General features: G+C 68.4%; 22 protein-coding genes and 1 other RNA gene. 10 read left to right on the forward strand and 13 right to left on the reverse strand.

Annotated features, from left to right (window positions below; genetic code table 11):
- Positions 1-56 precede the first annotated feature (56 nt).
- The 7 genes from HHL11_RS17215 to trxA all read right to left on the reverse strand — a co-directional run bounded on the left by HHL11_RS17215 (position 57) and on the right by trxA (position 5273).
- Positions 57-317, reverse strand: coding sequence for a type B 50S ribosomal protein L31 (locus HHL11_RS17215; protein WP_169419560.1), 261 nt, complete (start codon positions 315-317; stop codon positions 57-59).
- An 82-nt stretch (positions 318-399) separates the two neighbouring features.
- A complete protein-coding gene (pstS, locus tag HHL11_RS17220) occupies positions 400-1449 on the reverse strand; it encodes a phosphate ABC transporter substrate-binding protein PstS (RefSeq protein WP_169419561.1) in 1050 nt (349 codons plus the stop codon).
- Between the two features lie 9 nt (positions 1450-1458).
- Positions 1459-1881, reverse strand: coding sequence for an arsenate reductase (glutaredoxin) (gene arsC / locus HHL11_RS17225; protein WP_169419562.1), 423 nt, complete (start codon positions 1879-1881; stop codon positions 1459-1461).
- Positions 1874-2662: an amino acid ABC transporter permease gene (locus HHL11_RS17230; RefSeq protein ID WP_169419563.1), complete on the reverse strand. Its 789-nt coding sequence runs from the start codon at positions 2660-2662 to the stop codon at positions 1874-1876. Before HHL11_RS17230 ends, arsC begins: the two co-directional genes overlap by 8 nt.
- Entirely contained in the window at positions 2659-3414 is a 756-nt protein-coding gene (locus HHL11_RS17235; protein ID WP_169419564.1) for an ABC transporter substrate-binding protein, read from the reverse strand. Before HHL11_RS17235 ends, HHL11_RS17230 begins: the two co-directional genes overlap by 4 nt.
- Before the next feature lie 73 nt (positions 3415-3487).
- Positions 3488-4753 carry a transcription termination factor Rho gene (rho, locus tag HHL11_RS17240; protein WP_169419565.1) on the reverse strand — a complete coding sequence of 422 codons (1266 nt, stop codon included), beginning with the start codon at positions 4751-4753 and terminating at the stop codon, positions 3488-3490.
- 187 nt (positions 4754-4940) lie between these two features.
- Complete coding sequence (gene trxA, locus HHL11_RS17245) at positions 4941-5273, reverse strand: thioredoxin TrxA (RefSeq protein ID WP_169419566.1); 333 nt, start codon at positions 5271-5273, stop codon at positions 4941-4943.
- A 162-nt stretch (positions 5274-5435) separates the two neighbouring features.
- On the opposite strand from trxA, the gene HHL11_RS17250 reads away from it, so the two are divergent.
- Positions 5436-7664, forward strand: a complete 2229-nt coding sequence (locus HHL11_RS17250) for a sensor histidine kinase (RefSeq protein ID WP_169419567.1) — start codon at positions 5436-5438, stop codon at positions 7662-7664.
- A 2-nt stretch (positions 7665-7666) separates the two neighbouring features.
- On the opposite strand, the gene HHL11_RS17255 is transcribed toward HHL11_RS17250, so the two are convergent.
- From HHL11_RS17255 to ffs, 4 genes are all read right to left on the reverse strand, one after another.
- The gene (locus HHL11_RS17255; RefSeq protein ID WP_169419568.1) at positions 7667-8053 is read right to left on the reverse strand and encodes a response regulator transcription factor; all 387 of its coding nucleotides are present in this window, start codon (positions 8051-8053) and stop codon (positions 7667-7669) included.
- Between the two features lie 37 nt (positions 8054-8090).
- On the reverse strand, positions 8091-8624 hold the full coding sequence (locus tag HHL11_RS17260; RefSeq protein WP_169419569.1) for a hypothetical protein: 534 nt from the start codon (positions 8622-8624) through the stop codon (positions 8091-8093).
- A gap of 294 nt (positions 8625-8918) precedes the next feature.
- On the reverse strand, positions 8919-9839 hold the full coding sequence (locus HHL11_RS17265) for a M14 family metallopeptidase (RefSeq protein WP_169419570.1): 921 nt from the start codon (positions 9837-9839) through the stop codon (positions 8919-8921).
- A 33-nt stretch (positions 9840-9872) separates the two neighbouring features.
- An RNA gene (gene ffs / locus HHL11_RS17270) (signal recognition particle sRNA small type) lies at positions 9873-9969 on the reverse strand.
- Positions 9970-10065: 96 nt separating this feature from the next.
- Between ffs and dnaX the strand changes: the two genes are divergently transcribed.
- From dnaX to HHL11_RS17295, 5 genes are all read left to right on the forward strand, one after another.
- Positions 10066-11940 (forward strand): DNA polymerase III subunit gamma/tau, encoded by a 1875-nt coding sequence (gene dnaX, locus HHL11_RS17275; RefSeq protein ID WP_169419571.1) that lies wholly within the window; start codon positions 10066-10068, stop codon positions 11938-11940.
- 12 nt (positions 11941-11952) lie between these two features.
- Entirely contained in the window at positions 11953-12276 is a 324-nt protein-coding gene (locus tag HHL11_RS17280) for a YbaB/EbfC family nucleoid-associated protein (RefSeq protein ID WP_169419572.1), read from the forward strand.
- Positions 12277-12870, forward strand: coding sequence for a recombination mediator RecR (gene recR, locus HHL11_RS17285; RefSeq protein WP_169419573.1), 594 nt, complete (start codon positions 12277-12279; stop codon positions 12868-12870).
- A gap of 2 nt (positions 12871-12872) precedes the next feature.
- Positions 12873-13286, forward strand: coding sequence for an MAPEG family protein (locus tag HHL11_RS17290; protein ID WP_169419574.1), 414 nt, complete (start codon positions 12873-12875; stop codon positions 13284-13286).
- Between the two features lie 130 nt (positions 13287-13416).
- Entirely contained in the window at positions 13417-14463 is a 1047-nt protein-coding gene (locus HHL11_RS17295) for an ABC transporter substrate-binding protein (protein WP_169419575.1), read from the forward strand.
- Here the strand turns inward: HHL11_RS17295 and HHL11_RS17300 are convergent.
- Together HHL11_RS17300 and HHL11_RS17305 are read right to left on the reverse strand one after the other, a co-directional pair.
- A complete protein-coding gene (locus tag HHL11_RS17300; RefSeq protein ID WP_169419576.1) occupies positions 14460-14873 on the reverse strand; it encodes a YXWGXW repeat-containing protein in 414 nt (137 codons plus the stop codon). The genes HHL11_RS17295 and HHL11_RS17300 overlap by 4 nt on opposite strands.
- Before the next feature lie 139 nt (positions 14874-15012).
- Positions 15013-16548, reverse strand: coding sequence for a transglycosylase SLT domain-containing protein (locus HHL11_RS17305; RefSeq protein WP_169419577.1), 1536 nt, complete (start codon positions 16546-16548; stop codon positions 15013-15015).
- A gap of 237 nt (positions 16549-16785) precedes the next feature.
- On the opposite strand from HHL11_RS17305, the gene HHL11_RS17310 reads away from it, so the two are divergent.
- From HHL11_RS17310 to HHL11_RS17325, 4 genes are all read left to right on the forward strand, one after another.
- Positions 16786-17568, forward strand: coding sequence for a class I SAM-dependent methyltransferase (locus tag HHL11_RS17310; protein WP_169419578.1), 783 nt, complete (start codon positions 16786-16788; stop codon positions 17566-17568).
- Positions 17565-18014: a ribonuclease HI gene (gene rnhA / locus HHL11_RS17315; RefSeq protein ID WP_169419579.1), complete on the forward strand. Its 450-nt coding sequence runs from the start codon at positions 17565-17567 to the stop codon at positions 18012-18014. The genes HHL11_RS17310 and rnhA overlap by 4 nt, the downstream gene beginning before the upstream one ends.
- A 183-nt stretch (positions 18015-18197) precedes the next feature.
- A complete protein-coding gene (locus HHL11_RS17320; protein ID WP_169419580.1) occupies positions 18198-19409 on the forward strand; it encodes an efflux RND transporter periplasmic adaptor subunit in 1212 nt (403 codons plus the stop codon).
- Complete coding sequence (locus HHL11_RS17325; RefSeq protein ID WP_169419581.1) at positions 19406-22576, forward strand: efflux RND transporter permease subunit; 3171 nt, start codon at positions 19406-19408, stop codon at positions 22574-22576. The genes HHL11_RS17320 and HHL11_RS17325 overlap by 4 nt, the downstream gene beginning before the upstream one ends.
- Positions 22577-22596 lie beyond the last annotated feature (20 nt).

Raw genomic sequence — 22596 nt, forward strand, 5'->3', positions numbered from 1 at the left:
CCCATAAACGGAAAAGGCAGCCATCAGCTGCCTTTTCTGCTTGGGGGCCGGAAGCCTTACTTGGCGGCGGCCTTGTTGCCGAACTTCTTCAGGAACTTGTCCACGCGGCCGCCCATGTCGTTCACGGACTTCTGGGTGCCCGTGTAGAAGGGGTGCGACTCGCTGGAGGTGTCCAGCTTGAACAGCGGCAGTTCGCGGCCGTCGTCCATCTTGGTCGTCTCGCGGGTGTTGACGCAGGAGCGGGTGACGAACTTGAAGCCGTTCGACAGGTCCACGAAGCACACGTCGCGGTAGTTGGGGTGAATGCCTTCTTTCATGGGGTCCTCGGTCAGGTCCGGTAGCCGCGCCGGGACATCCGGCGTACTTTCCGAAAGGGGAAGCCCACGATTATAGCTTTTTCTACCGGCCGGGCTGGGAAGCCCAGAGTTGGCGCACCTGGGCCTTCACGGCCGCGGGCATGGGTACGTAGCCGAGGCTGGCCGCCGTGGCGTCGCCATGGGTGTAGGCCCAGTCGAAGAAGCGCAGCGCGTCGGCCGTCGCGGCGGGATGCTCCAGCTGCCGGTGCAGCAGGATGAAAGTGGCGCCGGTGATGGGCCAGGCGTCGGCGCCCCGCTGCTGCGTCAGCACCTGGTAGAAGCTGCGGTTCCAGTCCGCGCCGGCGGCCGCCGCCTGGAACGACTGGTCGCCGGGCGCAACGAACTGGCCGGCTGCATTCTGCAGCAACGCGTACTTCATCCGGTTCTGCCGGACGTAGGAGTACTCCACGTAGCCGATCGAATTGGGCAGCCGCCCGACGAAGGCCGCCACGCCTTCATTGCCCTTGCCGCCGGCGCCGGCCGGCCAGTTGACCGCGGTGCCTTCGCCCACCCGGGCTTTCCATTCGGCGTTGGTCTTGGACAGGTAGTTGGTGAAGACGAAGGTGCTGCCCGAGCCGTCGGCGCGCCGGATCGGGGCGATCGCCGCATCGGGCAGCGCGAGACCGGGGTTCAGGGCCGCGATGGCCGGATCGTTCCACCTTTGCAACCTGCCCAGGTAGATGTCGCCCAGTACCTGCCCATTCAGGCGCAGCTGGCCCGGGCCGATGCCGGCGATGTTGACGACGGGCACGACGCCACCGATCACGGTCGGGAACTGCAGCAGGCCGTTCTTTGCCAGCTCCTCGTCGTTCAGGGGCTTGTCGGAGCCGGCGAAATCCAGCGTCCCGGCTTCGACCTGCCGGATGCCGGCTGCCGAGCCCAGGGACTGGTAGTTGACGTGGGCGCCGCCGCCCTTCGCGTAGTCGGCAGCCCAGCGGGCATAGAGCGGCGCAGGGAAGCTGGCGCCGCCGCCGGTGACCTGCGGCACCAGGGGCTTGGCCGGCTCCGGGGCATCGTCCAGCGAGTCGTCCCGGTTGCAGCCGACGAGGGCGAGGCAGGCGCACAGGGCGGCTGCCAGCAAGCCGTGCTTCATGCCGACCGCTCAGCCCCGGCGCTGGCCGGGGTCCTGCACCACGCTGCCGTCCTGCTTGGTGAAAGGCGCGATGGGGCCCACGGGCAGCAGTTCCAGCACTTCCTCGCAGGGGCGGCAGACCTTGGTGCCCAGCGCCGTGCGGACGACGGGCCGCTCCATCAGGATCGGATGCTGCTGCATGAAGTCCAGCAGCTGCTCGTCGCTCCACTTGGCGTCGGCCAGCCCGAGCTCGCCGTAAGGCGTGCCTTTCTCGCGCAGCAACTGGCGCACCGTCATGCCCATCTCGGCGAGCAGCTGCTTCAGCTCCTCGCGCGAAGGCGGCGTCTTCAGGTACTCGACGACGCGCGGCTCCAGGCCGGCATGGCGCAGCAGCGCCAGCGTGTTGCGGCTGGTGCCGCAGGCGGGGTTGTGGAAGATCGTGACTTCAGCCATGTCCCGATTGTCGCCCGGGCGCGTCCCAGTGTTCCTCCAGCGCGCCCGCGGCCTGGGTGAGCCAGGTCGTCAGCAGCAGGTAGATGCAGGCCGTGGCCGCCAGCGTCGGCAAGGGCTGGAAGGTGGCGGCCTGCACCCGGTTGCCCACGTTGGTGAGCTCCACGACGCCGATGGCAAAGGCCAGCGAGGAATCCTTCAGCAGCGCCACCACGTTGTTGGCCAGCGGCGGCAGCGCGACGCGGATGGCCTGCGGGAACACGACGTGCGCCTGCACCTGCAGCGGCCGCATGCCCAGGGCGCGGGCGGCGTCGCGCTGGCTGTGCGGCACCGCGATCAGGCCGGCGCGAATGGCCTCGGCGTTGTAGGCGCCGACGTTGATGGCGAGCGCCACGACGGCGGCGGCGAAGTCCGGCAGGTTCCAGCCCGGCACCAGCACCGGCAGCGCGAAGTAGAAGAACAGGATCTGCACCAGCAGCGGCGTGCCGCGGATGATCCACAGGTAGGCGCCGGCCACGGCACGCGGCCCGGCACGCTCCGAACTGCGCCCCAGTGCGGCCAACGTGCCCAGCATGAGGCCGATGGTGCCGGCGGCCAGGGTGAGCCACAGCGTCATGCGGGCGCCGGCCGCGAACTGGGCGGCATTGTTCCCGATCGGCTCCGGCAGCAGTGCCAGCACGGCGCCCAGCAGCCACAGCGTGGCCACCAGCACCAGGGCTGCCACCAGCAGTCCGGCATGGCCGCGGCGCCGTATCCAGGGGATGGGCCGCGGCGCAGTCGTCATGTGCAGCGCACGTCTTCGCCGAACCAGCGGCGCGACAGCGCCGCATAGCTGCCATCGGCCATCAGTGCCGCCAGGGTCTTGTTCCACGCCTCCACCAGCGGCAGGTTGCCCTTGGCGGCGGCCGCCGCGATGCGCTCGGTGAACAGCAACTCGCCGGCCTTGAGCTTCAGCTGCGGGTTCTTCTGCAGCGTCTCCAGCGCCACGAAGCGGTCCGACACCCAGGCGTCGACGCGGCCGGTGACCAGGGCCGCGCGGGCATCCACGTCCGTCGGGAAGTTCTTCACGTCCCTGGGCGGCGGCACCAGCTTCTTCACCTGCTCCAGGTAGGTGGTGCCGGTCTGCACGGCGACGGTGCGGCCGGCGAGGTCCCTGGCGCGGCGGATCTTCGGGTCGCGCGCAACCACGAGACCGCCGGAGCAATAGTGCGGCGCCATGAAGCTGACGGCCTTCGCGCGCTCCTCGGTGATGCCGTGCGAGGCGATCACCACGTCCCAGCGGTCCTGGCCCAGGCCGGTGAGCAGGCCGTCGAAGCCCAGTGTCTTCCATTCCAGCGCGAGGCCCATCTTCTTCGCGACGAGCTGCGCGAGTTCGACCTCGAAACCGGTGAGCCGGCCCTGGTCGAAATAGTTGAAGGGCGCGAAGGCGCCTTCGGTGGCGATCCGCAGCTTGCCGCTGCGGCGGATTTCGGCGAGCGGGCGGGCGCCCGCGGCGAGGGGGAGCAATGCGAAAGCGAGTACTGCGCGGCGATGCATGGCTCAAGTGTCGGACCAAAAGCAAAAGCGGCGCAACTGCGCCGCTTTGCGGTGGGGAGGTGTGACGGGCGGGTCAGCCGCCGCGGCGCATCATGTCGAAGAACTCCACGTTGGTCTTGGTGGCCTTCATCGACTTCAGCACCATTTCCATCGCCTCGATCTCGTCCATGTTGTACATGAACTGGCGCAGGATGCGGGTCTTCTGCAGGATCTCGGGGGCCAGCAGCAGTTCCTCGCGGCGGGTGCCGGAGCGATTCAGCTGGATCGAGGGGAACACGCGCTTCTCGTAGAGGCGGCGGTCCAGGTGCAGTTCGCAGTTGCCGGTGCCCTTGAACTCTTCGAAGATCACTTCGTCCATGCGCGAGCCGGTGTCGATCAGCGCGGTGGCGATGATGGTCAGCGAGCCGCCTTCTTCGACGTTGCGGGCGGCGCCCAGGAAGCGCTTGGGGCGCTGCAGCGCGTTGGCGTCAACACCGCCGGTCAGCACCTTGCCGGACGAGGGCACGACGTTGTTGTAGGCGCGGGCGAGGCGGGTGATCGAGTCCAGCAGGATCACCACGTCCTTCTTCAGTTCGACCAGGCGCTTGGCGCGCTCGATCACCATTTCGGCGACGTGCACGTGGCGGGCGGCCGGCTCGTCGAAGGTGGAGGCGATGACCTCGGCCTTCACCGAGCGCTGCATGTCGGTCACTTCCTCGGGGCGCTCGTCCACCAGCAGCACCATCATGTGCACGTCCGGGTGGTTGGCGGCGATGGCATGCGCGATGCTCTGCATCATCACCGTCTTGCCGCTCTTGGGCGGCGCGACGATCAGCGCACGCTGGCCACGGCCGATGGGCGCGATGATGTCGATGACGCGGCCGGTGACGTTCTCTTCGCCCTTGAAGGCTTCGCGTTCGAGGCGCATCTGTTCCTTCGGGAACAGCGGCGTCAGGTTCTCGAACATCACCTTGTGCTTGTTCTGCTCGGGCGGGCCGCCGTTCACGGCATCCAGCTTGGTCAGCGCGAAGTAGCGCTCGCCGTCCTTGGGCGTGCGCACTTCACCTTCGATCATGTCGCCGGTGTGCAGGTTGAAGCGGCGCACCTGCGAGGGCGAGATGTAGATGTCGTCGGTGGACGCCGTGTAGCTGGTGTCCGGGCTGCGCAGGAAGCCGAAGCCGTCAGGCAGGATTTCGAGCACGCCATCTGCGAAGACCTGTTCGCCGGCGCGGGCGCGCTTCTTGATGATCGCGAACATCAGCTCCTGCTTGCGCATCCGGCCGGTGTTTTCGATTTCGAGCTCTTCGGCCTGCTTGAGGACTTCGGAGACGTGCAGCGCCTTGAGTTCGTTCAGGTGCATGGGAGGACCCCTTCGGGGCAGTGTTCTTGGTGGTCTTGGGGGAGGTTCGAAGCGGGGCGGAGAGATGCCCTGCGAACCGGAACTCGAACTGGTCTGCTTGGGTCGGCGGCCAGTGGTTGGAAACGATTATGCAACAAAAAAAAGGAAGCGGGGCCGTTGCGGCCCCGTCGATGTTCAGGTGTTGCCCTTAGGCGGAGTGCTTGTCGACGAAAGCGACGATCTCCGCCTTCGGCTTGGCGCCCACCAGGGTGCCTTTGAGTTCGCCGCCCTTGAACAGCATCAGGGTGGGGATGCCGCGGATGCCGAACTTGCCCGGGATGTCGCGGTTTTCGTCCACGTTCATCTTGGCGATCTGCAGCTTGTCCTTGTACGACTCGGACACTTCGTCCAGGATCGGCGCGATCATCTTGCAGGGGCCGCACCATTCGGCCCAGTAGTCCACGAGCACCGGCTTGTCCGACTGCAGGACGTCGGATTCGAAGGAGGCGTCGGAGATGTGCTTGATCAGGTCGCTGGCCATGGGTTCCTCTCGGGTGCGGTGAATGTCCCGCTACAGTCAGGGCATTGTGACAGAAACCCAGTCCCCCCGCCGGCCGCTCCATGCTATTGATGCGATAGCAAAGACCCATCGCCGCACGCCCGCCCCGGCATGTCCGCCTTCCAGCCGGGACGGCCGCGGCGCATGAAGCGGCGCCGCCTGCTGCCGCTGACCACGCTGGGCGCCTGGCTGGCGTTCGCGTTTTCCGCGCTTTCGGTGCTGCTGACGTTGCTGCTGGCGCTGGTCATCGAGCGCACGGTCAGCCGCGACGTCGCGGCGAACATCGGCTCGAGCCTGGCGGAGCTGGCACAGCAGACCGCATCGCGGCTGGACCGCGGCCTGTTCGAGCGGCACCGCGAGATCCTGCTGATGTCCGAGCGCCTGCGCGACGCCGACACCTGGCGCGAGGTCCAGGCCGACCTGGACGCCACGCGCAACAGCTACCGCTACTACCTGTGGCTGGGCCTGACGGACGAAAAGGGCGTGGTGCAGGCCGGCAGCGGCGGCGCCCGCAAGGGCGACGACGTCTCGCAGACCCCCTGGTTCCGCAGCGCGCGCGCCGGCAACCACCTGGTGGACGTGCATTCGGGCGAATTGCCCGGCGCCAGCGACGGCCTGCCGCGACAGTTCGACATCGCCTTCCCGGTGCAGGGGACCGGCATCACCAACGGCGTGCTGGCGGCCCACGTGTCCTGGGAGTGGGCCAAGGACGTGCGCCAGGTCATCTTCGGCGCCGCCGCGCGCCGCATGGACCCGCTGATCGTGGCGGCCGATGGCAGCGTGCTGCTCGGGCCGCCGGATGCCGAGGGCGGCAAGCTCCAGCTGGCCAGCCTGCAGCGGGCCCAGGCGCGCGAGCGCGGCTACCTCATCGAGCAGTGGCCCAACGGCCAGAAGTACCTGGTGGGCTTCGCGCGCAGCAATGGCTTCCTCGGTTCGCCCGGCCTGGGCTGGTACGTGCTGGTGCGGCAGGAGCTGGGGACGGCTTACGCGCCGCTGCGCGAGCTGCAGCAGCGCATCGCGATCGCTGGCGCGCTGCTCGCCATCCTGTTCTCGATCATCGGGTGGTTCGCCGCGCGCGCCGTCACGCGGCCGCTGAAGGAACTGACGGCGGCGGCGCGCCGGCTGGAATCGGGCGACCCGGTCGAGGTTCCGACCTCGCACGGCTACCGCGAGGTGGAGGTGCTGGGCACGGCGTTGAAGTCCATGGTCGAGCGCCTGCACAGCAAGGGCGACGAGCTGGCCACCCTCAATGGGCAACTGGAACAGCGGGTGCAGCAGCGCACGGCCGAACTGCAGGAAGCCTTCGAACGGGTGCAGGCCAACGAGCACCGCGTGCAGACCATCATCGAGTCGGCCCAGGACCCTTTCATCGGCACTGACCTGGACGGCCGGGTCACCGACTGGAGCTCACGGGCCGAAGCGGTGTTCGGCTGGGCCCGCGAGGAGGTGGTGGGCCGGCGCATCAGCGAGGTGCTGGTGCCGCCGCGCTATGCGACCAATGTGGAAGTGACGCTGGAACAGGTGCGCCGCACCGGCCACTCCGCGGCGCTGAACCGCCCGGTCGAGCGCGTCATGATCGACCGCCAGGGCCGCGAATTCCCGGTGGAGCTGCGCCTGGGCCTGGTGAGCACCGGCGAGCAGCGCTTCTTCACCGCCTTCGTGCACGACATCTCCCGGCGCAAGGAGGTGGAGCGGATGAAGGACGAGTTCATCTCCACCGTCTCGCACGAGCTGCGCACGCCGCTGACCGCCATCTACGGCTCGCTGAACCTGCTGACCTCCGGCATGGCCGGCGAGCTGCCGCCCGACGTGATGCAGCTGCTGACGATCTCGCACGAGAGCACCGAACGGCTGATCCGGCTGATCAACGAGATGCTGGACCTGGAGAAGATCGCCAGCGGCAAGATCGAATACCGCATGGCCGCGCAGCCGCTGCGGCCGCTGCTGGAGCAGGCGATCCGCGACACCGGCGCCTATGCCGAGAGCATGCGGGTGCAGTTCCACCTGCTGCCCGGCGCCGACGCGCGCATCTACGGCGACGCCGACCGGCTGGTCCAGGTGTGCGTGAACCTGCTGTCCAACGCGGCGAAGTTCTCGCCGCCGGGCGGCGAGGTGGAAATCACCTTGCAGGTGGACGAGGGCAAGGCGCGCGTGGCCGTCGCCGACCACGGCCCGGGCGTCCCGCCGGAGTTCCACGAGCGCATCTTCCAGCGCTTCGCCCAGGCCGACGCCTCCGACCGGCGTGCGCAAGGCGGCACCGGGCTGGGGCTGGCCATCTGCCGCAGCATCATCGAAGCGCATGGCGGTCGCATGGGCTTCACCAGCGAGCCGGACGTGCGCACCGAGTTCTTCTTCGAGCTGCCGCTCGCCTGAAATCAGCCGCCCGTGAGGGCGCGCAGGCGCGCGAGCAGGTCCTCGGGCAAGAAGGGCTTGACCAGGTAGTCGGTGGCGCCCGCTTCCAGCGCGCGGGCGATGTCGCGCTCCTGCGCCTTGGCGGTGAGCATCAGCACCGGCACGCGTTCCCACGCAGGCTGTTGCCGCAGCAGGGCGACCAGCTGCAGGCCATCGACGTGGGGCAGCATCACGTCCAGCAGCATCACGGTGGGGGCCGGCTGCGACAGGATGTGGTCCTGCGCGGCCTGGCCGTCGGCGATGAGGGTGACGCGGTAGCCGGAGCGCCCCAGCATGAACTGCAGCAGCTGGCCGATGTGGATGTCGTCCTCGACGACGAGGGCGGAGGGTAGTGCCTGTTCTTGTTGCATGGTCCCGGGCGCGCGTGCGCCCGGGCATTGTCGCCGCTCAGAAGGCCTGGCGGTAATACACCATCGGGCGGCCGTCGCTGCGGCGCACGGAGATGCGCGCGCCGCTTTCCATCTGGAAGCCGAGGAAGTTGCTGGCCGCGGTGAAGCCCGACTTGCGGCCCTCGTCGATCTTCATCTCGACGCGTGCGCCGTAGACCGGCTGCTGGCTCTGCTGGATGAGGGTGTAGGCGTCGGCGTCGTTGCTCATGCGGCGCCAGGCCGTCACGTCGACCTGCTTGCTCTGCACCAGTTGCCGCCAGCGCAGGCCGAGGTCCATGCTGGGGCCGGGCGCGGCCAGCGCTGCGGGTTGCACGCCGACACGGGAACCAAAGCCGCTCATGCCGAGCACCACGCCGAGGCCCTGCTTGTCGGGCGACAGCGTCATGTCGACGCGCGGGGCCTTGAAGCCGTTGTCCTGCGGATCGATGCGCGGCAGCGTGCTCGTGTTGACTTCGATGCGCATGGCGGGCTCGGTGCGCGCCTGCGCGACGGCGACGTCCTGCGCCGCCGCCGCGGGGCTTTCGGCCAGCACCAGGGGGCACGCGCAACAGCACCCGAGCGCCAATGCGGCGTGGCCCAGCGACAACTTCCTACCAGAACCATACCCGGCGCGTGCGCCGGCAGCGGCCTTCTCCATGGCTCACCTCCCAGTGATGCGAAGCAGCTTAGGTCTGCGGTCGATCCAGGTTTGTGGGAGCTTCCATCGGTCTCTTGTCAGCCGGCATCCACCCCCGGGGCGGGCGCCAGAACGACACGATCAGGATAGACCCGGATGCGAGCTTTGGGTACCCCTGCAAGGGGAAAGCGGACGTAAGGCGGGAAACGGTCAGCTGAAACGCGGGGCCCGTACTGCAAAGTAGAACCATTCCGTGCCGGGGTCGGCCGCCGCGTGCGGAAAAACCACATGGCCGGCGGCGCTGGAGTGGACCTCGGCGCCGTCCTGGCGCCAGCCGACCAACTGGCCCGCGGACCAGGGATCGAAACTGTTCCAGGGCTGGGCGAAGCGGTCACCGGGCTGGTTTTTGTCCACCACTTCCACGAGGCGCAGCGTCTCCATCTGCTGTGCGGGCGGGGCCGGCGCGTCGACCATGCGCAGGTGCGCGAGGCAATTGCGGATGGCCGCGTAGGCGACCTCGGGGGCGGACGGGTCTTCATGCTGGCCGCATTCCAGCGTGACGCCGTAGCCGCCGCGAGCGCGCATGTATTCCGTGGTGCCGACGCCGTACTCCACCCGGTCGCCGCGGCGCGTCGCGCCACGGGCGTAGGTCTCCAGCCAGCCATCGACGGCGCGCGTGACGCCCAGCGAGCGCGCCAGGGCTTCTTCCTCGCTGGCGTGGGCGAAGGGCTGCAGTGGGTCCGTGTTGTTGCCCGGGCCGACCATGACGAAGGGCTGGCCGGGCGAGTGGAAAGAGTGCAGGTCCAGCAGCACCTCGTTGGCTTCCAGCAGCGGACACAGCTCGTTGGCGATGCGGTCTTCGTTGTCCTGCGGGTGTGCGTTCGGCTGCAGGTTGCGGTTCAGGTTGCGGTCGCCGGCGCGCTGCTTGCGGTCGAAGGCGAGCTTGTTGGTGACCGGGACCAGCGTGAGCTGGCCGGCTTGGATCAGCACTTCGCCGGACGCGAGTTCTTTCAGCAGCCGCTGGATGGCGACCGCGCCGCAGGTTTCGTTGCCGTGGACGGCGCCGAGGATGAGGAGGCGCGGGCCCGGCGCGGAGCCGGTGAAGGAGAAGGTGTCGAAGAGCGTGGCCATGGCGACATGGTGCCATCGACTGAGGAAAGGGGAGTTGACGAGCCTTACCCCCGGCACTGGCTACGCAGTTAGGGCTGCTTGGTTCCCCACCTGACCCGGTTGGCCACTTCACCATGCGGGGAGGCCCGTCAGGGACGCATTGTACCGATCTCCGGGGGGCGAAAGCCGGACCATGCGCCAACTCAGGCGAAAAAACCCCACCCGCCGGCCCCGTAGAATCGAGCCGATGTCGTATCTCGTGCTTGCCCGCAAATACCGGCCCCGGACCTTCTCCCAGATGGTCGGCCAGGAGCATGTGGTGCAGGCGCTGTCCAATGCCCTGGAGCAGCAGCGGCTGCACCATGCCTACCTGTTCACCGGCACCCGCGGGGTCGGCAAGACCACCGTTTCGCGGATCCTTGCGAAGTCGCTGAACTGCCAGGGCCCGGACGGCAATGGCGGCATCACGGCCACGCCCTGCGGCGTGTGCCAGGCTTGCACCGACATCGATTCGGGCCGCTTCGTCGACTACACCGAGCTGGACGCCGCTTCGAACCGCGGCGTCGACGAGGTGCAGGGCCTGCTGGAGCAGGCGGTCTACAAGCCGGTGCAGGGCCGCTTCAAGGTCTTCATGATCGACGAAGTGCACATGCTCACGGGCCACGCCTTCAACGCGATGCTGAAGACGCTGGAAGAGCCGCCCGAGTACCTGAAATTCGTGCTCGCCACCACCGACCCGCAGAAGGTGCCGGTGACCGTGCTGTCACGCTGCCTGCAGTTCAACCTGCGGCCGATGGCGCCCGAGACGGTGCAGGAGCACCTGGCGCACGTGCTGGAGGCCGAAAAGGTGGCCGCCGAGCCGGGCGCGCTGCGCCTGCTGGGGCGCGCCGCCCGCGGTTCCATGCGCGATGCGCTGTCGCTCACCGACCAGGCCATCGCCTTCGGCGGCGGCCAGCTGCAGGAGCCGGCGGTGCGCCAGATGCTGGGCAGCGTCGATCGCAGCCACGTGTTCCGCCTGATCGAAGCGCTGGCGGCCGGCGACGGCAAGAGCGTCGTCGAGACCTCCGAGACGTTGCGCGTGCACGGCCTGTCGGCCGCGGCGGCGCTGGAGGAAATGAGCATGGTGCTGCAGCGCATGGCGGTGCTGCAGGCCGTGCCCTCGGCGGCGGACGCGAGCGACGAGGAGTCGGCCACCATCGCGAGCCTGGCCGAAGCGATGCCGGCCGACGAGACGCAGCTGCTCTATAGCCTGTGCCTGCATGGAAGGCAGGAGCTGGGGCTGGCGCCGGACGAATATGCGGCGTTGACGATGGTGCTGCTCCGATTGCTGGCCTTCAAACCCGGCGCGACGGAAAAAAAAACTCTGAATAAAGCTGCGGCGGGGGGGAGAGCTGGGGTGGCTGCGCCAACCCAGCCTGCCAGGCCCGCTGCGACGAGCGCTCCGGCACCCCAGGCGAGCGCTCCGCAACCGCAAGCCGAATCCCGTAGGCCGGGTTCCGCGCCAGCGGACCCCAGCGATGCAGCGCCGGCCGCCGTTGCCGCGCTAACGCCGCCAACCCCGCGCCCCACGGCCCCGCCCGGCCAGGTCCTCCCCGTCGTCGAACCGCGCAACGCCCCGCCGCGCGGCGCCGCGCCCCATCGCGAAGCCGGCGACGTGCTCGGTGTCCCCGTGCGCGTGCAGCCGGAACCCCTGCGCGATCCGCCGCCTGGCGCCCCTTCGGTGACACCCACGCCCGATGGCGACTTCTGGCAGCAGGTGGTGCAGGGCCTCGTCGCCGCCGAAGCCATCACCGCGCTCGTGCGCGAACTCGCGCTGCAGGCGCAGCTGGTCGCGCGCGACGAAGGCCACTGGATGCTGCGCGTGGAGCGCGAGACGCTCAACCAGCCCGCGGCGCGCGAGCGCCTCAAGAACGCGCTGCAGGCCGCCGGCCACAGCGTCGCAATCTCGGTGGAAGTGGGGGCCGTCACCGACAGCCCCGCGCGCCGCAATGCCGTCGCCGCCTGGCAGCGGCAGCAGGCCGCCGAGCAGATCATCCTCAACGACCCCTTCGTGCAGAAGATGCAGGAGGAGTTTGGGGCGAAAATCGTACCTGGCAGCATCAAACCTGTCGAGAAAACCTAGAGAGTCAACACCATGTTCAACAAAGGACAGCTGGCAGGCCTGATGAAGCAGGCCCAGGCCATGCAGGACAACCTGAAGAAGGCGCAGGAAGAGCTTGCCCTCATCGAAGTGAGCGGCGAAGCCGGCGCCGGGCTCGTGAAGGTCGTCATGACCTGCAAGCACGACGTCAAGCGCGTGACCATCGACCCCAGCCTGCTCGGCGAGGACAAGGACATGCTGGAAGACCTGGTCGCCGCGGCCTTCAACGCCGCCGTGCGCAAGGCCGAGGAAACCAGCGCCGAGAAGATGGGCAAGCTCACCGCGGGCCTGCCCCCGGGCATGAAGCTCCCGTTCTAATTGGCCGAACCTTCCCTCCAGGCCCTCATCGAGGCCCTGCGCCGCTTGCCCGGCGTGGGCGTGAAGTCCGCTTCACGCATGGCCTACCACATGCTCCAGCACGATCGCGAAGGCGCGCACGTGCTGGCGCGGGCATTGGAGCAGGCGGCTTCGCACGTGCGCCACTGCAGCATGTGCAACACCTTCACCGAGGACGAGGTGTGCGCCACCTGCCGCAGCCCGCAGCGGGACCGCAGCAAGCTGTGCGTGGTGGAGACGCCGGCGGACCAGGCCGCGGTGGAGCGCACGCAGGCCTTCCATGGCCTGTACTTCGTGCTGGGGGGCAAGCTGAGCCCGCTGGACGGCATCGGGCCCAAGGACATCGGCCTGGCCAAGCTGTTCGGCCGGGCCACCGATGGCGAGGTGCAGGAGGTGATCCTCGCCACCAACTTCACCGCCGAAGGGGAGGCCACGGCGCACGTGATCGCCGAAGCGCTCAAGCAGCGCGGACTGAAAGTGACGCGGCTGGCACGGGGGGTACCGGCCGGCAGTGAACTCGAATACGTGGATCTGGGCACCATCGCGCACGCGCTGGTGGACAGGAGGACGAAATAAAAATGCAATACGCTCGCTTCACCGTGGCCTACTGGTGCGTGCTGTTCGCCGTGCTGATGCCTTACGCCTGCGCGATCCTGGCCAAGCGCGGCGGCGCCGGCAAGTCCAGGCGCGACGGCGGCTACGACAATGCCGACCCGCGCGGCTGGCTCGCGCGCCAGGACGGCTGGAAGGCCCGCGCCAACGGCGCGCAGGCCAACAGCTTCGAGGCGCTGCCCTTCTTCATCGGCGCGGTCATCATCGCCCACCAGCTCGGCGCGCCGCAGGCGATGCTGGACGTGCTGGCGGTGCTGTTCATCGCGCTGCGCATCATCTACATCGTGATGTACGTGGCCGGCCTGCCGACCACGCGCTCCGCCATCTGGGCGCTGGCTTTCCTCGCCAACGTGGCCATCTTCTTCATCGGCTGGCGCTAGGCGCCCGGGGCGGGGCGCCCCACCCATTCCGCTTACGTGGAAACCCGCGCGGGATGGTCCTGATGCACTGCATCAAAGTGCGCACTAGTCTCTGTGCATTCGCAGAAGAACACAGAGAGAGGACCTGGCGATGCCCCCGCCCAAGCTCGACCGCCGGCGTTTCGCCGCGCTGGCCGCGGCTGCAGTCGCCGTGCCGGCTGCGCGCCTCCTGCGCGCGCAGCTGAAGGTCGAGAAGCCGCGGGTCACCATCGCCTGCGGGGGCAAGGCGGCGTTCTACTACCTGCCGCTCACCATCGCGGAGCAGCTCGGGTTCTTCCAGGCCGAGGGCGTGGACGTCGAGGTGACGGACCATGCCGGCGGCACGCCCGCCTTGCAGGCGGCGCTGGCCGGCCAGGCGGACGTGGTAAGCGGCGCCTACGAGCACACCATCAACCTGCAAAGCCGCAACCAGCACTTCCAGTCCTTCGTCGTGCAGGGGCGCGCGCCGCAGATCGCGATGGGCGTTTCGGCGAAGACCATGCCGGGCTACCGCAACATCGGCGAGCTGCGCGGCAAGCGCATCGGCATCACGGCGCCAGGTTCTTCCACCAACATGGTGGCGGCGCTGGTGCTGGCGCGCGGTGGCCTGAAGGCGGCCGACGTGAGCTTCGTGGGGGTCGGCAATTCGGCCTCGGCGCTGACGGCGCTGCGCACGGGCCAGGTGGATGCGATCTGCAACACCGATCCCGTGATGACCATGCTGGAACAGAAGGGCGAGGTGCGCATCATCAGCGACACGCGCACGCTCAAGGGCACGCAGGAAGTGTTCGGCGGCCCCATGCCGGCGGCCTGCCTGTATGCGTCGATGGAGTTCGTCGACCGGAACCCGGCGACCTGCCAGGCGCTCACCAACGCCATCGTGCACAGCCTCAAGTGGCTGCAGACGGCCGGGCCCAGCGACCTGATCAAGGCGGTGCCGGAGGCTTACCTGCTGGGGGATCGCGCGCTGTACCTCGCGTCCTTCAACAAGGTGCACGAGGCGATCTCGGTGGACGGCATCCTGCCGGAAGAGGGCGCGCGCACCGCGCTGAAGGCGATCGCGAGCTTCGAGCCGGCCCTGAAGCCGGAGAAGATCGCGCTCGCCAAGACCTACACCAACGACTTCGCGCGCCGCGCGAAGCAGAAGTTCAAGGCCTAACTCCGGTTGGGGTTGCCGGGGTGCCGGTCGAAGCGGTTCGGGACGCCGTCGCCGTCGTCGTCGCGGCGGCCGTAGTGGTGGCCGCGATCGTGGTCACGGTCGTAGTCCATGCGGCGTTCCCAGTTGCCGCCCACCATCACCCATTCGCCGTTGCCGCGCTGGACCCAGCGGGCGTCGCGCCATTCGTGGCCGTGGCGTTCCGCGATCCAGTGGCCGCCGACCCAGACGTACTGGCCATGGCGCCACTCGTAGTGGCCGCCGCCCCAGACGTAGCCCGGGCGGCCCGCAGGAACGGTCTCGACGAGGGGCGCCGGCGGGCCGACGGTGATGCGCACCTGCGCGTTGGCGGCGGTGGCGCCGAGGCCCAGCAGGGAAGCAGCGGCCAGCGCCGCGAGAATGGTCTTCTTCATACAGAACTCCTTCCAGTGATGGAACGGAGTCACTGTGGCCCGGTCGAACGCGCTCCAGCATCGGAGCCGAACGGTTCAATTCGTCGGAACTGTCCTGCGCGTGGAGCAGGCAGCCCCTTGCGCGCGGAATAGTTCACGCCTAATGGTGTTTCTTGGGCGGCGGCGCGGCCTTGTGCGGCGCCGGCTTGGCGGGCGTGCGCACGCCGTTGCGTGGCGCGGCCGCGGCCTTCATCTGCGGATGGTGCGCCACGGCCTTGATCGGCGAGCTGCGCACCGGCACGTTCAGCACGATCTGCTGGCCCGCCTTCAGCGTGCTGTTCGCGTGCAGGTTGTTCCAGTCGGCCACCTGCGCCGGCGCCAGCTTGTAGCGATGGGCGATGCTGGCAATGCTGTCGCGGCGGCCAGCCTTCACCACGATGCGCTTCGTGACGATTTCCGGCGCCAGGCTCAGTTGCGCGTTGTCGGCGACATGCACGGCCACGTCCGGCTGTTCGGCGCTGCGGCGCGGCACGATCAGCACCGAGCCGGCCTTGATCAGCATGCGCGGCGGAATGGCGTTGACGTTGCGCAGGTCCGCTTCGTTCATGCCGGTGCGGCGCGCGGCCTCCGCCGGGCTCATGGTGGCCGGCGCGCTCCAGGCCGTCCAGCTTGCAAACTTGCCCTCGCTGTATTCGGCGAAGTTGCGCTTGAAGACGGCGGCGTTGTCCCAGGGCAGCAGGATCTGCGGCGTGCCGGCCGCCAGGATCACGGGGCGATTCAGTTGCGGGTTGAGCGCCTTGAAGTCGTCGATCTCCACGTCGGCCAGGCGGGCGGCCAGCGCCACGTCCATGTCGCGCTCCAGCGTGACGCTCTGGAAGTAAGGATGGTTCTCGATCAGCGGCAGTTCGGCGCGGAAGGTATCCGGCGCGGCCACGATGTTCTTCACCGCCTGCAGCTTCGGGACGTAGTTGCGCGTCTCGGCGGGCAGGTTCAGGTCGAGGTAGCCCGTGCCCAGGCCGGCGCGCTGGTTGCGCTGGATCGCCTTGGTGACGTTGCCTTCGCCCCAGTTGTACGCGGCCAGCGCCAGGTGCCAGTCGCCGAACATGCCATACAGCTTTTGCAGGTAGTCCAGCGCCGCCTTGGTCGAGGCCAGCACGTTGCGGCGGTCGTCGCGGAAGACGTTCTGCTTCAGGTCGTAGTCCTTGCCCGTGCCGGGCATGAACTGCCACATGCCGGCGGCGCGCGCGGTCGACACGGCCTGCGGGTTGAACGCGCTCTCGATGAACGGCAGCAGCGCCAGCTCGGTGGGCATGTTGCGCCGCTCCAGTTCCTCGACGACGTGGAACAGGTACTTGCGCGAGCGGTCCGTCATGCGCTGCAGGTAGTCCGGCCGCGTCGCGTACCACTGCTCCTGCTGCCGCACGAGGTCGGTGTCCAGGTTGGGCATGGCGAAGCCGCGGCGGATGCGCGACCAGAGGTCGGGCGGGGCTTCCAGGCCGGCGACGTTCTGCGAGGAGAGCTCGTTCGGCTGGATCGCCGACAGCGGGCCGGCGGGAATGACCGCCGGCAGCGGGCTGCCGATGCTGGCGCCGGCCACGGGCGCTTCCTTGCCGGGGACGGCCTCGGGGCCCTGGAGGTTCGCGCAGCCGGCGAGGGCCAGCGCGGCGACCAGGGCGAGGAGGTGGTACTGCTTCATCGGTGGAATTCGGTGATCCGCATGCGGCCCCGCATTGTTGCCGGGAATGGCCCAGCTGCCTATGGCTGAAGCGCGCCGGCGTGGCAAATTTCAGGTTTCCGGGCGTGTCGTCGTGTGAACACAGCACGGCGGGAGGAACCGGCGGGCCCGCCCGGTGGTCTGGAGTGCCGTCACGGGCCGTGACTAGAATCGCGTCCAAGTTGCACGCCGTTGCGCATGAGCGATCCGATTCTAGGAATGCAGAAGTGGTTCGAAACCCCGCCCGGCCGGTACCTCCTGGCCTGGGAACGGGCGGAATTCGACCGCGCGGTCGGCGACATCTTCGGTTACCACGCGCTTCAGCTCGGGCTGCCGGAGCTGGATACGCTGGCCGCCAACCGCATGCCGCACAAGTGGCTGGCGCTGCCCGAGGCCCAGGCCGTGGCCGCCGACGTCAAGCCGGACCTGGTGACGGACTTCGCCGCCTTGCCCTTCGAGGAGAACAGCATCGACCTGGTCGTGTTGCCGCACTCGCTGGAGCTGAACGTCGACCCGCACACCACGCTGCGCGAGGTGGAGCGGGTGCTGGTGCCGGAAGGCAAGGTGGTGATCTGCTGCCTGAACCCGGCCAGCCTGTGGGGCCTGCGCCAGCGGCGCGCCCACCTGTACCGGCGCTTCGGCGTCGGCGAGCTTTACCTGCCCGACGCCGGCGACTTCATCGGCTACTGGCGGCTGCGCGACTGGCTGCGCCTCTTGTCCTTCGAGGTGGAAGCCAGCAGCTTCGGCTGCTACCGCCCGGCGCTCAACACCGAGAAGTGGCTGGAGCGCTTCGGCTGGATGGACGCGGTCGGCGAGCGCTCCTGGCCGATCTTCGGCGCCGTGTATTTCATCGTCGCGGTCAAGCGCGTGCGCGGCGCCAAATGGATCGGCCCGGTGTGGAAGAAGGCGAAAGCCCTCGCGTCCGCGCCGGTGCCGATCACCAATCGCAGCGGCCGGCGCCAGCCGGAGCTGCAAGCCCATCAAAACACACTGACGGAATGAACCAGGTCGAGATCTACACGGACGGGGCTTGCAAGGGCAATCCCGGTCCCGGCGGCTGGGGCGTGCTCATGCGCTCCGGGACCACCAACAAGGAGCTGTACGGCGGCGAGCGCAGCACCACCAACAACCGCATGGAGCTGATGGCCGTGATCCAGGCGCTGGAGGCTCTGAAGCGCCCGTGCGCGGTCACGCTCTACCTGGACAGCCAGTACGTTCTGAAGGGCATCACCGAATGGCTGCCCGGGTGGAAGGCCAAGGGCTGGAAGACCGCCAGCAAGCAGCCGGTGAAAAATGCGGAACTCTGGCGCCGCCTGGATGATCTGCTGACGCAGGGTGGTCACGTTGTGGACTGGCGCTGGGTGCGCGGCCACACCGGGGACGCCGGCAACGAACGCGCGGATGCGCTGGCCAACATGGGCGTGAGCCACGCCCTGGCGCAACGCTAGGACTGCGACAAGCATCAGGGGGTGAGGTTGTAAAGCGGGCGTAAAGACCTGCCGCTTCCGTGCGGGCGCTGCAACCCTTGCGGATGCTCTTGATGCCTTTGGTGCTACGACCTGTTACATTGGGCGATTCGCCCGAAAACGCCCGTGCGAGCGGGCGGAACCATCGCAAGACGGACTCTTTTCATGCCTTCTAAAGCAACATACGGCGCAGTCGCCGCGGTGGTCGTGGTCGGCGCCGCCGCGGCCTGGTGGTACCACGGCAAGGGCGCGCCCGATCAGGCGCACGCCGCGGAATCCCCCGCCGCCGCCGGCCCGCGCGGCGCGGCCAGCGGCCAGCAATTCGCAACCCTGGTCACGCTGGCCACGGCGAAGAAGCAGGACGTGCCGGTCACCGTCACCGTCAACGGCATGGTGGTCTCGCTCAATAGCGTCGACGTGCGGCCGCAGGTGAGCAACATGGTCCAGAAGGTCCATGTCAAGGAAGGCGATTTCGTCAAGGCGGGCCAGCCGCTGTTCACGCTGGACTCGCGCGCCGACCAGGCCAACCTGGAGAAGGCCAAGGCGCAGATGCTGAAGGACCAGGCGCAGCTCGCCGACCTGGAACGGCAGTACCAGCGCAGCCAGGAACTGCTGGCGCAGAACTTCGTCGCCAAGGGCGCCACCGACACCGTGCTGTCGCAGGTGGAGGCGCAGCGCGCCGCGGTCGAGGCCGACAAGGCCGCCATCCAGTCCGCCTCGGTGCAAATGACCTACGACGAGATCCGCGCGCCCATCTCCGGCCGCACGGGCGTGATCAACGCCTTCGTCGGCACCCTGGCGCAACCGGGCAACGCGCTGGTCACCATCACCCAGCTCGATCCGATCGCCGTGCAGTTCCCGGTGCCGGAAGGCCGCCTGCAGGACCTGCTGGATGCTTCCCGCCAGCACACCCAGGTACTGGCCACGGTGCCGGGCCGGCCGGCGGCGCTGAAGGGCTTCCTCAGCTTCGTCGACAACACGGTCGATCCCACGGCTGGCACGGTGCGTGCCAAGGCCACCTTCGACAACGCCGACCACGCGCTGTGGCCCGGCCAGTACGTCAACGCCAGCGTGACCGTGCGCCAGCTGAAGGACGCGGTGGTGGTGCCCATCGCCGCCGTCATCACCAGCCCCAACGGCCGCATCGTGTACGTGCTGAAGGACGACATGACGGTGCAGCCGCGCCGGGTGGAGATCGTCTACTCCTTCGGCGACCAGGCGGTGCTGAGCGCGCTGCAGGTTGGTGAGCGCGTCGTGGTCGAAGGCAAGCAGAACCTGCGCCCCGGTTCGCGCGTGCGCCTGGAGCGCGCGCCGCAGCCCGGCGGCGGCATGGTTCCCGGCTCGCCCGGTCCGGTGGCGAAGAAGGACCCGACGTGAACATCTCCGAGTTGTGCATCCGGCGGCCGGTGATGACCGTGCTGCTGAGCGCGGCCCTGGTCGTCGCCGGCGTCCTGGCTTACCTGAAGATCCCGATTTCGGCGCTTCCCAGCTACAACACGCCCGTCATCTCGGTGAACGGCCAGCTGGCCGGCGCCTCGCCGGACACCATGGCCGCCTCGGTGGCCTTGCCGATGGAGAAGCAGTTCTCCACCATCGCCGGCCTCAAGTTGATCAGCTCGGTCAACACGCTGGGCAACTCGCAGATCACGCTGGAGTTCGAGCCCTCGCGCGACATCGACGCCGCCGCCGTGGACGTGCAGGCGGCGCTGCTGCGCGCGCAGCGCCAGCTGCCGGCGGAGATGACGGTCCTGCCGTCCTACCGCAAGGTCAACCCGGCCGACGCGCCGGTGCTGTTCATCGCGCTCAACTCGCCCTCCATGGGGCTGGCGGAGCTGGACGACTACGCCGAGAACCTGATCGCCCCGACGCTGTCGACCATCGACGGCGTGGCGCAGGTGAACGTGAACGGCCAGAAGCGCTTCGCCGTGCGCGTGCGCGCCAATTCGGACCTGCTCAATGCCCGCGGCATCACGCTGGAGGAACTGGCCGCCGCCATCAAGTCCGCCAACTCGAACACGCCCATCGGCGTGCTGGACGGCCCGCGCCAGACGCTGACCATCCAGGCCAACGCGCAGATGAAGAGCGCCAAGGAGTTCTCGGACATCATCGTCGCCTCGCGCAACGGCGCGCCGGTGCGGCTGTCCGAAGTGGCGACGGTGGAGGACAGCTACGAGTCGGTCAAGACCTCGGCCAGCTACAACGGCGAGCGCTCGATCCTGCTGTCGGTGCAGCGCCAGCCCAATGCCAACACCGTGCAGGTGGTGGATGCGGTGCGCAGGCTGATCCCGACGTTCCGCGCCCAGCTGCCGCAGTCGATCACCATCACGGTGATGAACGACCGCTCGCTGTCGATCCGCGAGGCCATCCACGACGTCAACATCACGCTGGCGCTGACGGTGCTGCTGGTGGTGCTGGTGATCTACCTGTTCCTGCACCGCGTGACGGCCACGATGATCCCGGCGATCACCATGCCGATCTCGCTGATCGGCGCGGTGGCCCTGCTGTACGCCTTCGGCTACAGCCTGGACAACGTGTCATTGCTAGGCATCACGCTCGCCGTGGGCCTGGTGGTGGACGATGCCATCGTGGTGCTGGAAAACATCGTGCGCCACATCGAGCAGGGCGAACCGCCGATGCAGGCGGCGCTGAAGGGCTCGAGGGAGATGGGCTTCACCATCGTCTCGATCTCGATCTCGCTGGTGGCGGTGTTCATCCCGATCTTCTTCATGCCGGGCGTCATCGGCCTGCTGTTCCACGAGTTCGCGGTGGTGGTGTCGCTGGCCGTGCTGGTGTCGGCGGCGGTGTCGCTTACCCTGGTGCCCATGCTGGCCAGCCGCTTCCTGAAGCACGAGGAGAGCGACGGCGCCGGGCACGACTCCGAAGTCGCGATCGAGCACGTGCCGGGCGGCCCGATCAACCGCGCCTTCGAGCGCCTGTTCCGCGCTGTGCACGGCTTCTACCTGCGCACGCTCGACTGGACGCTGCCGCGCCGCAAGCTGATGCTGCTGGTGGCGCTGGGCACCTTCGTGGTGACCGGCTACCTCGCGACGACGATGCCCAAGGGCTTCTTCCCCGAGGAGGACATCGGCCAGATCCAGGTGACGACCGAGGCCTCGGAAGACATCTCCTTTTCCGCGATGCTCGACCTGCAGGACCGCGTGGCCGCCGTGATCAAGAAGGATCCGGCGGTGCAGGACGTCAGCTCCTTCATCGGCGGCGGCGGCCCCAACGGCACGCTCAATACCGGCCGGATGTTCGTGTCGCTCAAGTCGCGCAGCGAGCGCGCCAAGATGCACGAAGTGATGGACTCGCTGCGCCGCGCCACCCGCCAGGTGCCGGGCATCCAGGTCTACATGCAGCCGGTGCAGAACCTGCGCCTGGGCGGCCGCCAGAGCAAGAGCCGCTACCAGTACGCGATGCAGAGCGTCAGCGCCGACGCGCTGTCCGACTGGTCCAACCGGATGATGGAGCGCATGCGCGCCGACCCGGCGTTCCGCGACGTTACCAGCGATTCGCAGAACCGTGGCCTGCAGGCATCGCTGCGCATCGATCGCGACAAGGCCAACCTGCTGGGCGTGCAGATCGGCGACGTGCGCAATGCCTTGTACGACGCCTTCGGCGAGCGCCAGGTGTCCACCATCTACAGCTCGGCGAACAGCTACCTCGTGATCCTGGAAGCGTCCAACGAGGACCGGCGCTTCGAGGAAGGCGTGTCCAAGATCAACCTGCGCGGGCGCAACGGCGCGCTGGTGCCGCTGTCGGCGCTGGCGGTGGTGGAGCGCACGGTGGGGCCGACCGCCGTCAACCACCAGGGCCAGTTGCAGGCGATCACGATCTCGTTCAACCTCGCGCCCGACACGCCGCTGGGCGTGGCCACCGGCAAGATCGACCAGTTCGCGCAGCAGCTGAAGCTGCCGCCGTCCATCATCACCAGCTATGGCGGTGACGCGGCGGTGTTCCAGGATTCGCAGGGCAGCCAGGCCATCCTGCTGGTCTCGGCGCTGCTGGTGATCTACGTGCTGCTGGGGGTGCTGTACGAAAGCTACGTCCACCCGCTGACCATCCTGGCCGGCCTGCCGTCGGCGGCGGTGGGCGCGCTGCTGACGCTGAAGCTCTTCGGCTTCGACCTGACGCTGATCGCCACCATCGGCATCCTGATGCTGATCGGCATCGTGAAGAAGAACGCGATCATGATGATCGACTTCGCGCTGCACGCGCAGCGCGAGCTGGGCATGACGCCGCAGGAGGCGATCCGGGAAGCCTGTCGCCTGCGCTTCCGCCCGATCCTGATGACGACGCTGGCCGCGCTGATGGGCGCCTTGCCGATCGCCTTCGGCCTCGGCGCCGGCGCCGAACTGCGCCAGCCGCTGGGCCTGGCGGTGTCGGGCGGCCTGATCTTCTCGCAGGTGGTGACGCTGTACATCACGCCCGCCATCTACCTGGCGCTGGACCGCTTCAGCGGCCGCGGCCCGGTGCAGGACCTCGAAGCCTTCGGCCGCAAGCTGTTCCCGCCGGTGCCTCCGAGCGACTTGATAGCGAAGTAGGCGGGGACGGACTTCCGGAC

Origin of the sequence: Ramlibacter agri (assembly GCF_012927085.1) — a bacterium.
GTDB lineage: Bacteria > Pseudomonadota > Gammaproteobacteria > Burkholderiales > Burkholderiaceae_C > Ramlibacter > Ramlibacter agri.

What these genes read in the sequence shown, in the direction of transcription:
- HHL11_RS17215 (WP_169419560.1), bottom strand. Translation starts at nt 317, where the DNA reads ATGAAAGAAGGCATTCACCCCAACTACCGCGACGTGTGCTTCGTGGAC.
- pstS (WP_169419561.1), bottom strand. Translation starts at nt 1,449, where the DNA reads ATGAAGCACGGCTTGCTGGCAGCCGCCCTGTGCGCCTGCCTCGCCCTC.
- arsC (WP_169419562.1), bottom strand. Translation starts at nt 1,881, where the DNA reads ATGGCTGAAGTCACGATCTTCCACAACCCCGCCTGCGGCACCAGCCGC.
- HHL11_RS17230 (WP_169419563.1), bottom strand. Translation starts at nt 2,662, where the DNA reads ATGACGACTGCGCCGCGGCCCATCCCCTGGATACGGCGCCGCGGCCAT.
- HHL11_RS17235 (WP_169419564.1), bottom strand. Translation starts at nt 3,414, where the DNA reads ATGCATCGCCGCGCAGTACTCGCTTTCGCATTGCTCCCCCTCGCCGCG.
- rho (WP_169419565.1), bottom strand. Translation starts at nt 4,753, where the DNA reads ATGCACCTGAACGAACTCAAGGCGCTGCACGTCTCCGAAGTCCTCAAG.
- trxA (WP_169419566.1), bottom strand. Translation starts at nt 5,273, where the DNA reads ATGGCCAGCGACCTGATCAAGCACATCTCCGACGCCTCCTTCGAATCC.
- HHL11_RS17250 (WP_169419567.1), top strand. Translation starts at nt 5,436, where the DNA reads ATGAAGCGGCGCCGCCTGCTGCCGCTGACCACGCTGGGCGCCTGGCTG.
- HHL11_RS17255 (WP_169419568.1), bottom strand. Translation starts at nt 8,053, where the DNA reads ATGCAACAAGAACAGGCACTACCCTCCGCCCTCGTCGTCGAGGACGAC.
- HHL11_RS17265 (WP_169419570.1), bottom strand. Translation starts at nt 9,839, where the DNA reads ATGGCCACGCTCTTCGACACCTTCTCCTTCACCGGCTCCGCGCCGGGC.
- dnaX (WP_169419571.1), top strand. Translation starts at nt 10,066, where the DNA reads ATGTCGTATCTCGTGCTTGCCCGCAAATACCGGCCCCGGACCTTCTCC.
- HHL11_RS17280 (WP_169419572.1), top strand. Translation starts at nt 11,953, where the DNA reads ATGTTCAACAAAGGACAGCTGGCAGGCCTGATGAAGCAGGCCCAGGCC.
- HHL11_RS17290 (WP_169419574.1), top strand. Translation starts at nt 12,873, where the DNA reads ATGCAATACGCTCGCTTCACCGTGGCCTACTGGTGCGTGCTGTTCGCC.
- HHL11_RS17295 (WP_169419575.1), top strand. Translation starts at nt 13,417, where the DNA reads ATGCCCCCGCCCAAGCTCGACCGCCGGCGTTTCGCCGCGCTGGCCGCG.
- HHL11_RS17300 (WP_169419576.1), bottom strand. Translation starts at nt 14,873, where the DNA reads ATGAAGAAGACCATTCTCGCGGCGCTGGCCGCTGCTTCCCTGCTGGGC.
- HHL11_RS17305 (WP_169419577.1), bottom strand. Translation starts at nt 16,548, where the DNA reads ATGAAGCAGTACCACCTCCTCGCCCTGGTCGCCGCGCTGGCCCTCGCC.
- HHL11_RS17310 (WP_169419578.1), top strand. Translation starts at nt 16,786, where the DNA reads ATGCAGAAGTGGTTCGAAACCCCGCCCGGCCGGTACCTCCTGGCCTGG.
- rnhA (WP_169419579.1), top strand. Translation starts at nt 17,565, where the DNA reads ATGAACCAGGTCGAGATCTACACGGACGGGGCTTGCAAGGGCAATCCC.
- HHL11_RS17320 (WP_169419580.1), top strand. Translation starts at nt 18,198, where the DNA reads ATGCCTTCTAAAGCAACATACGGCGCAGTCGCCGCGGTGGTCGTGGTC.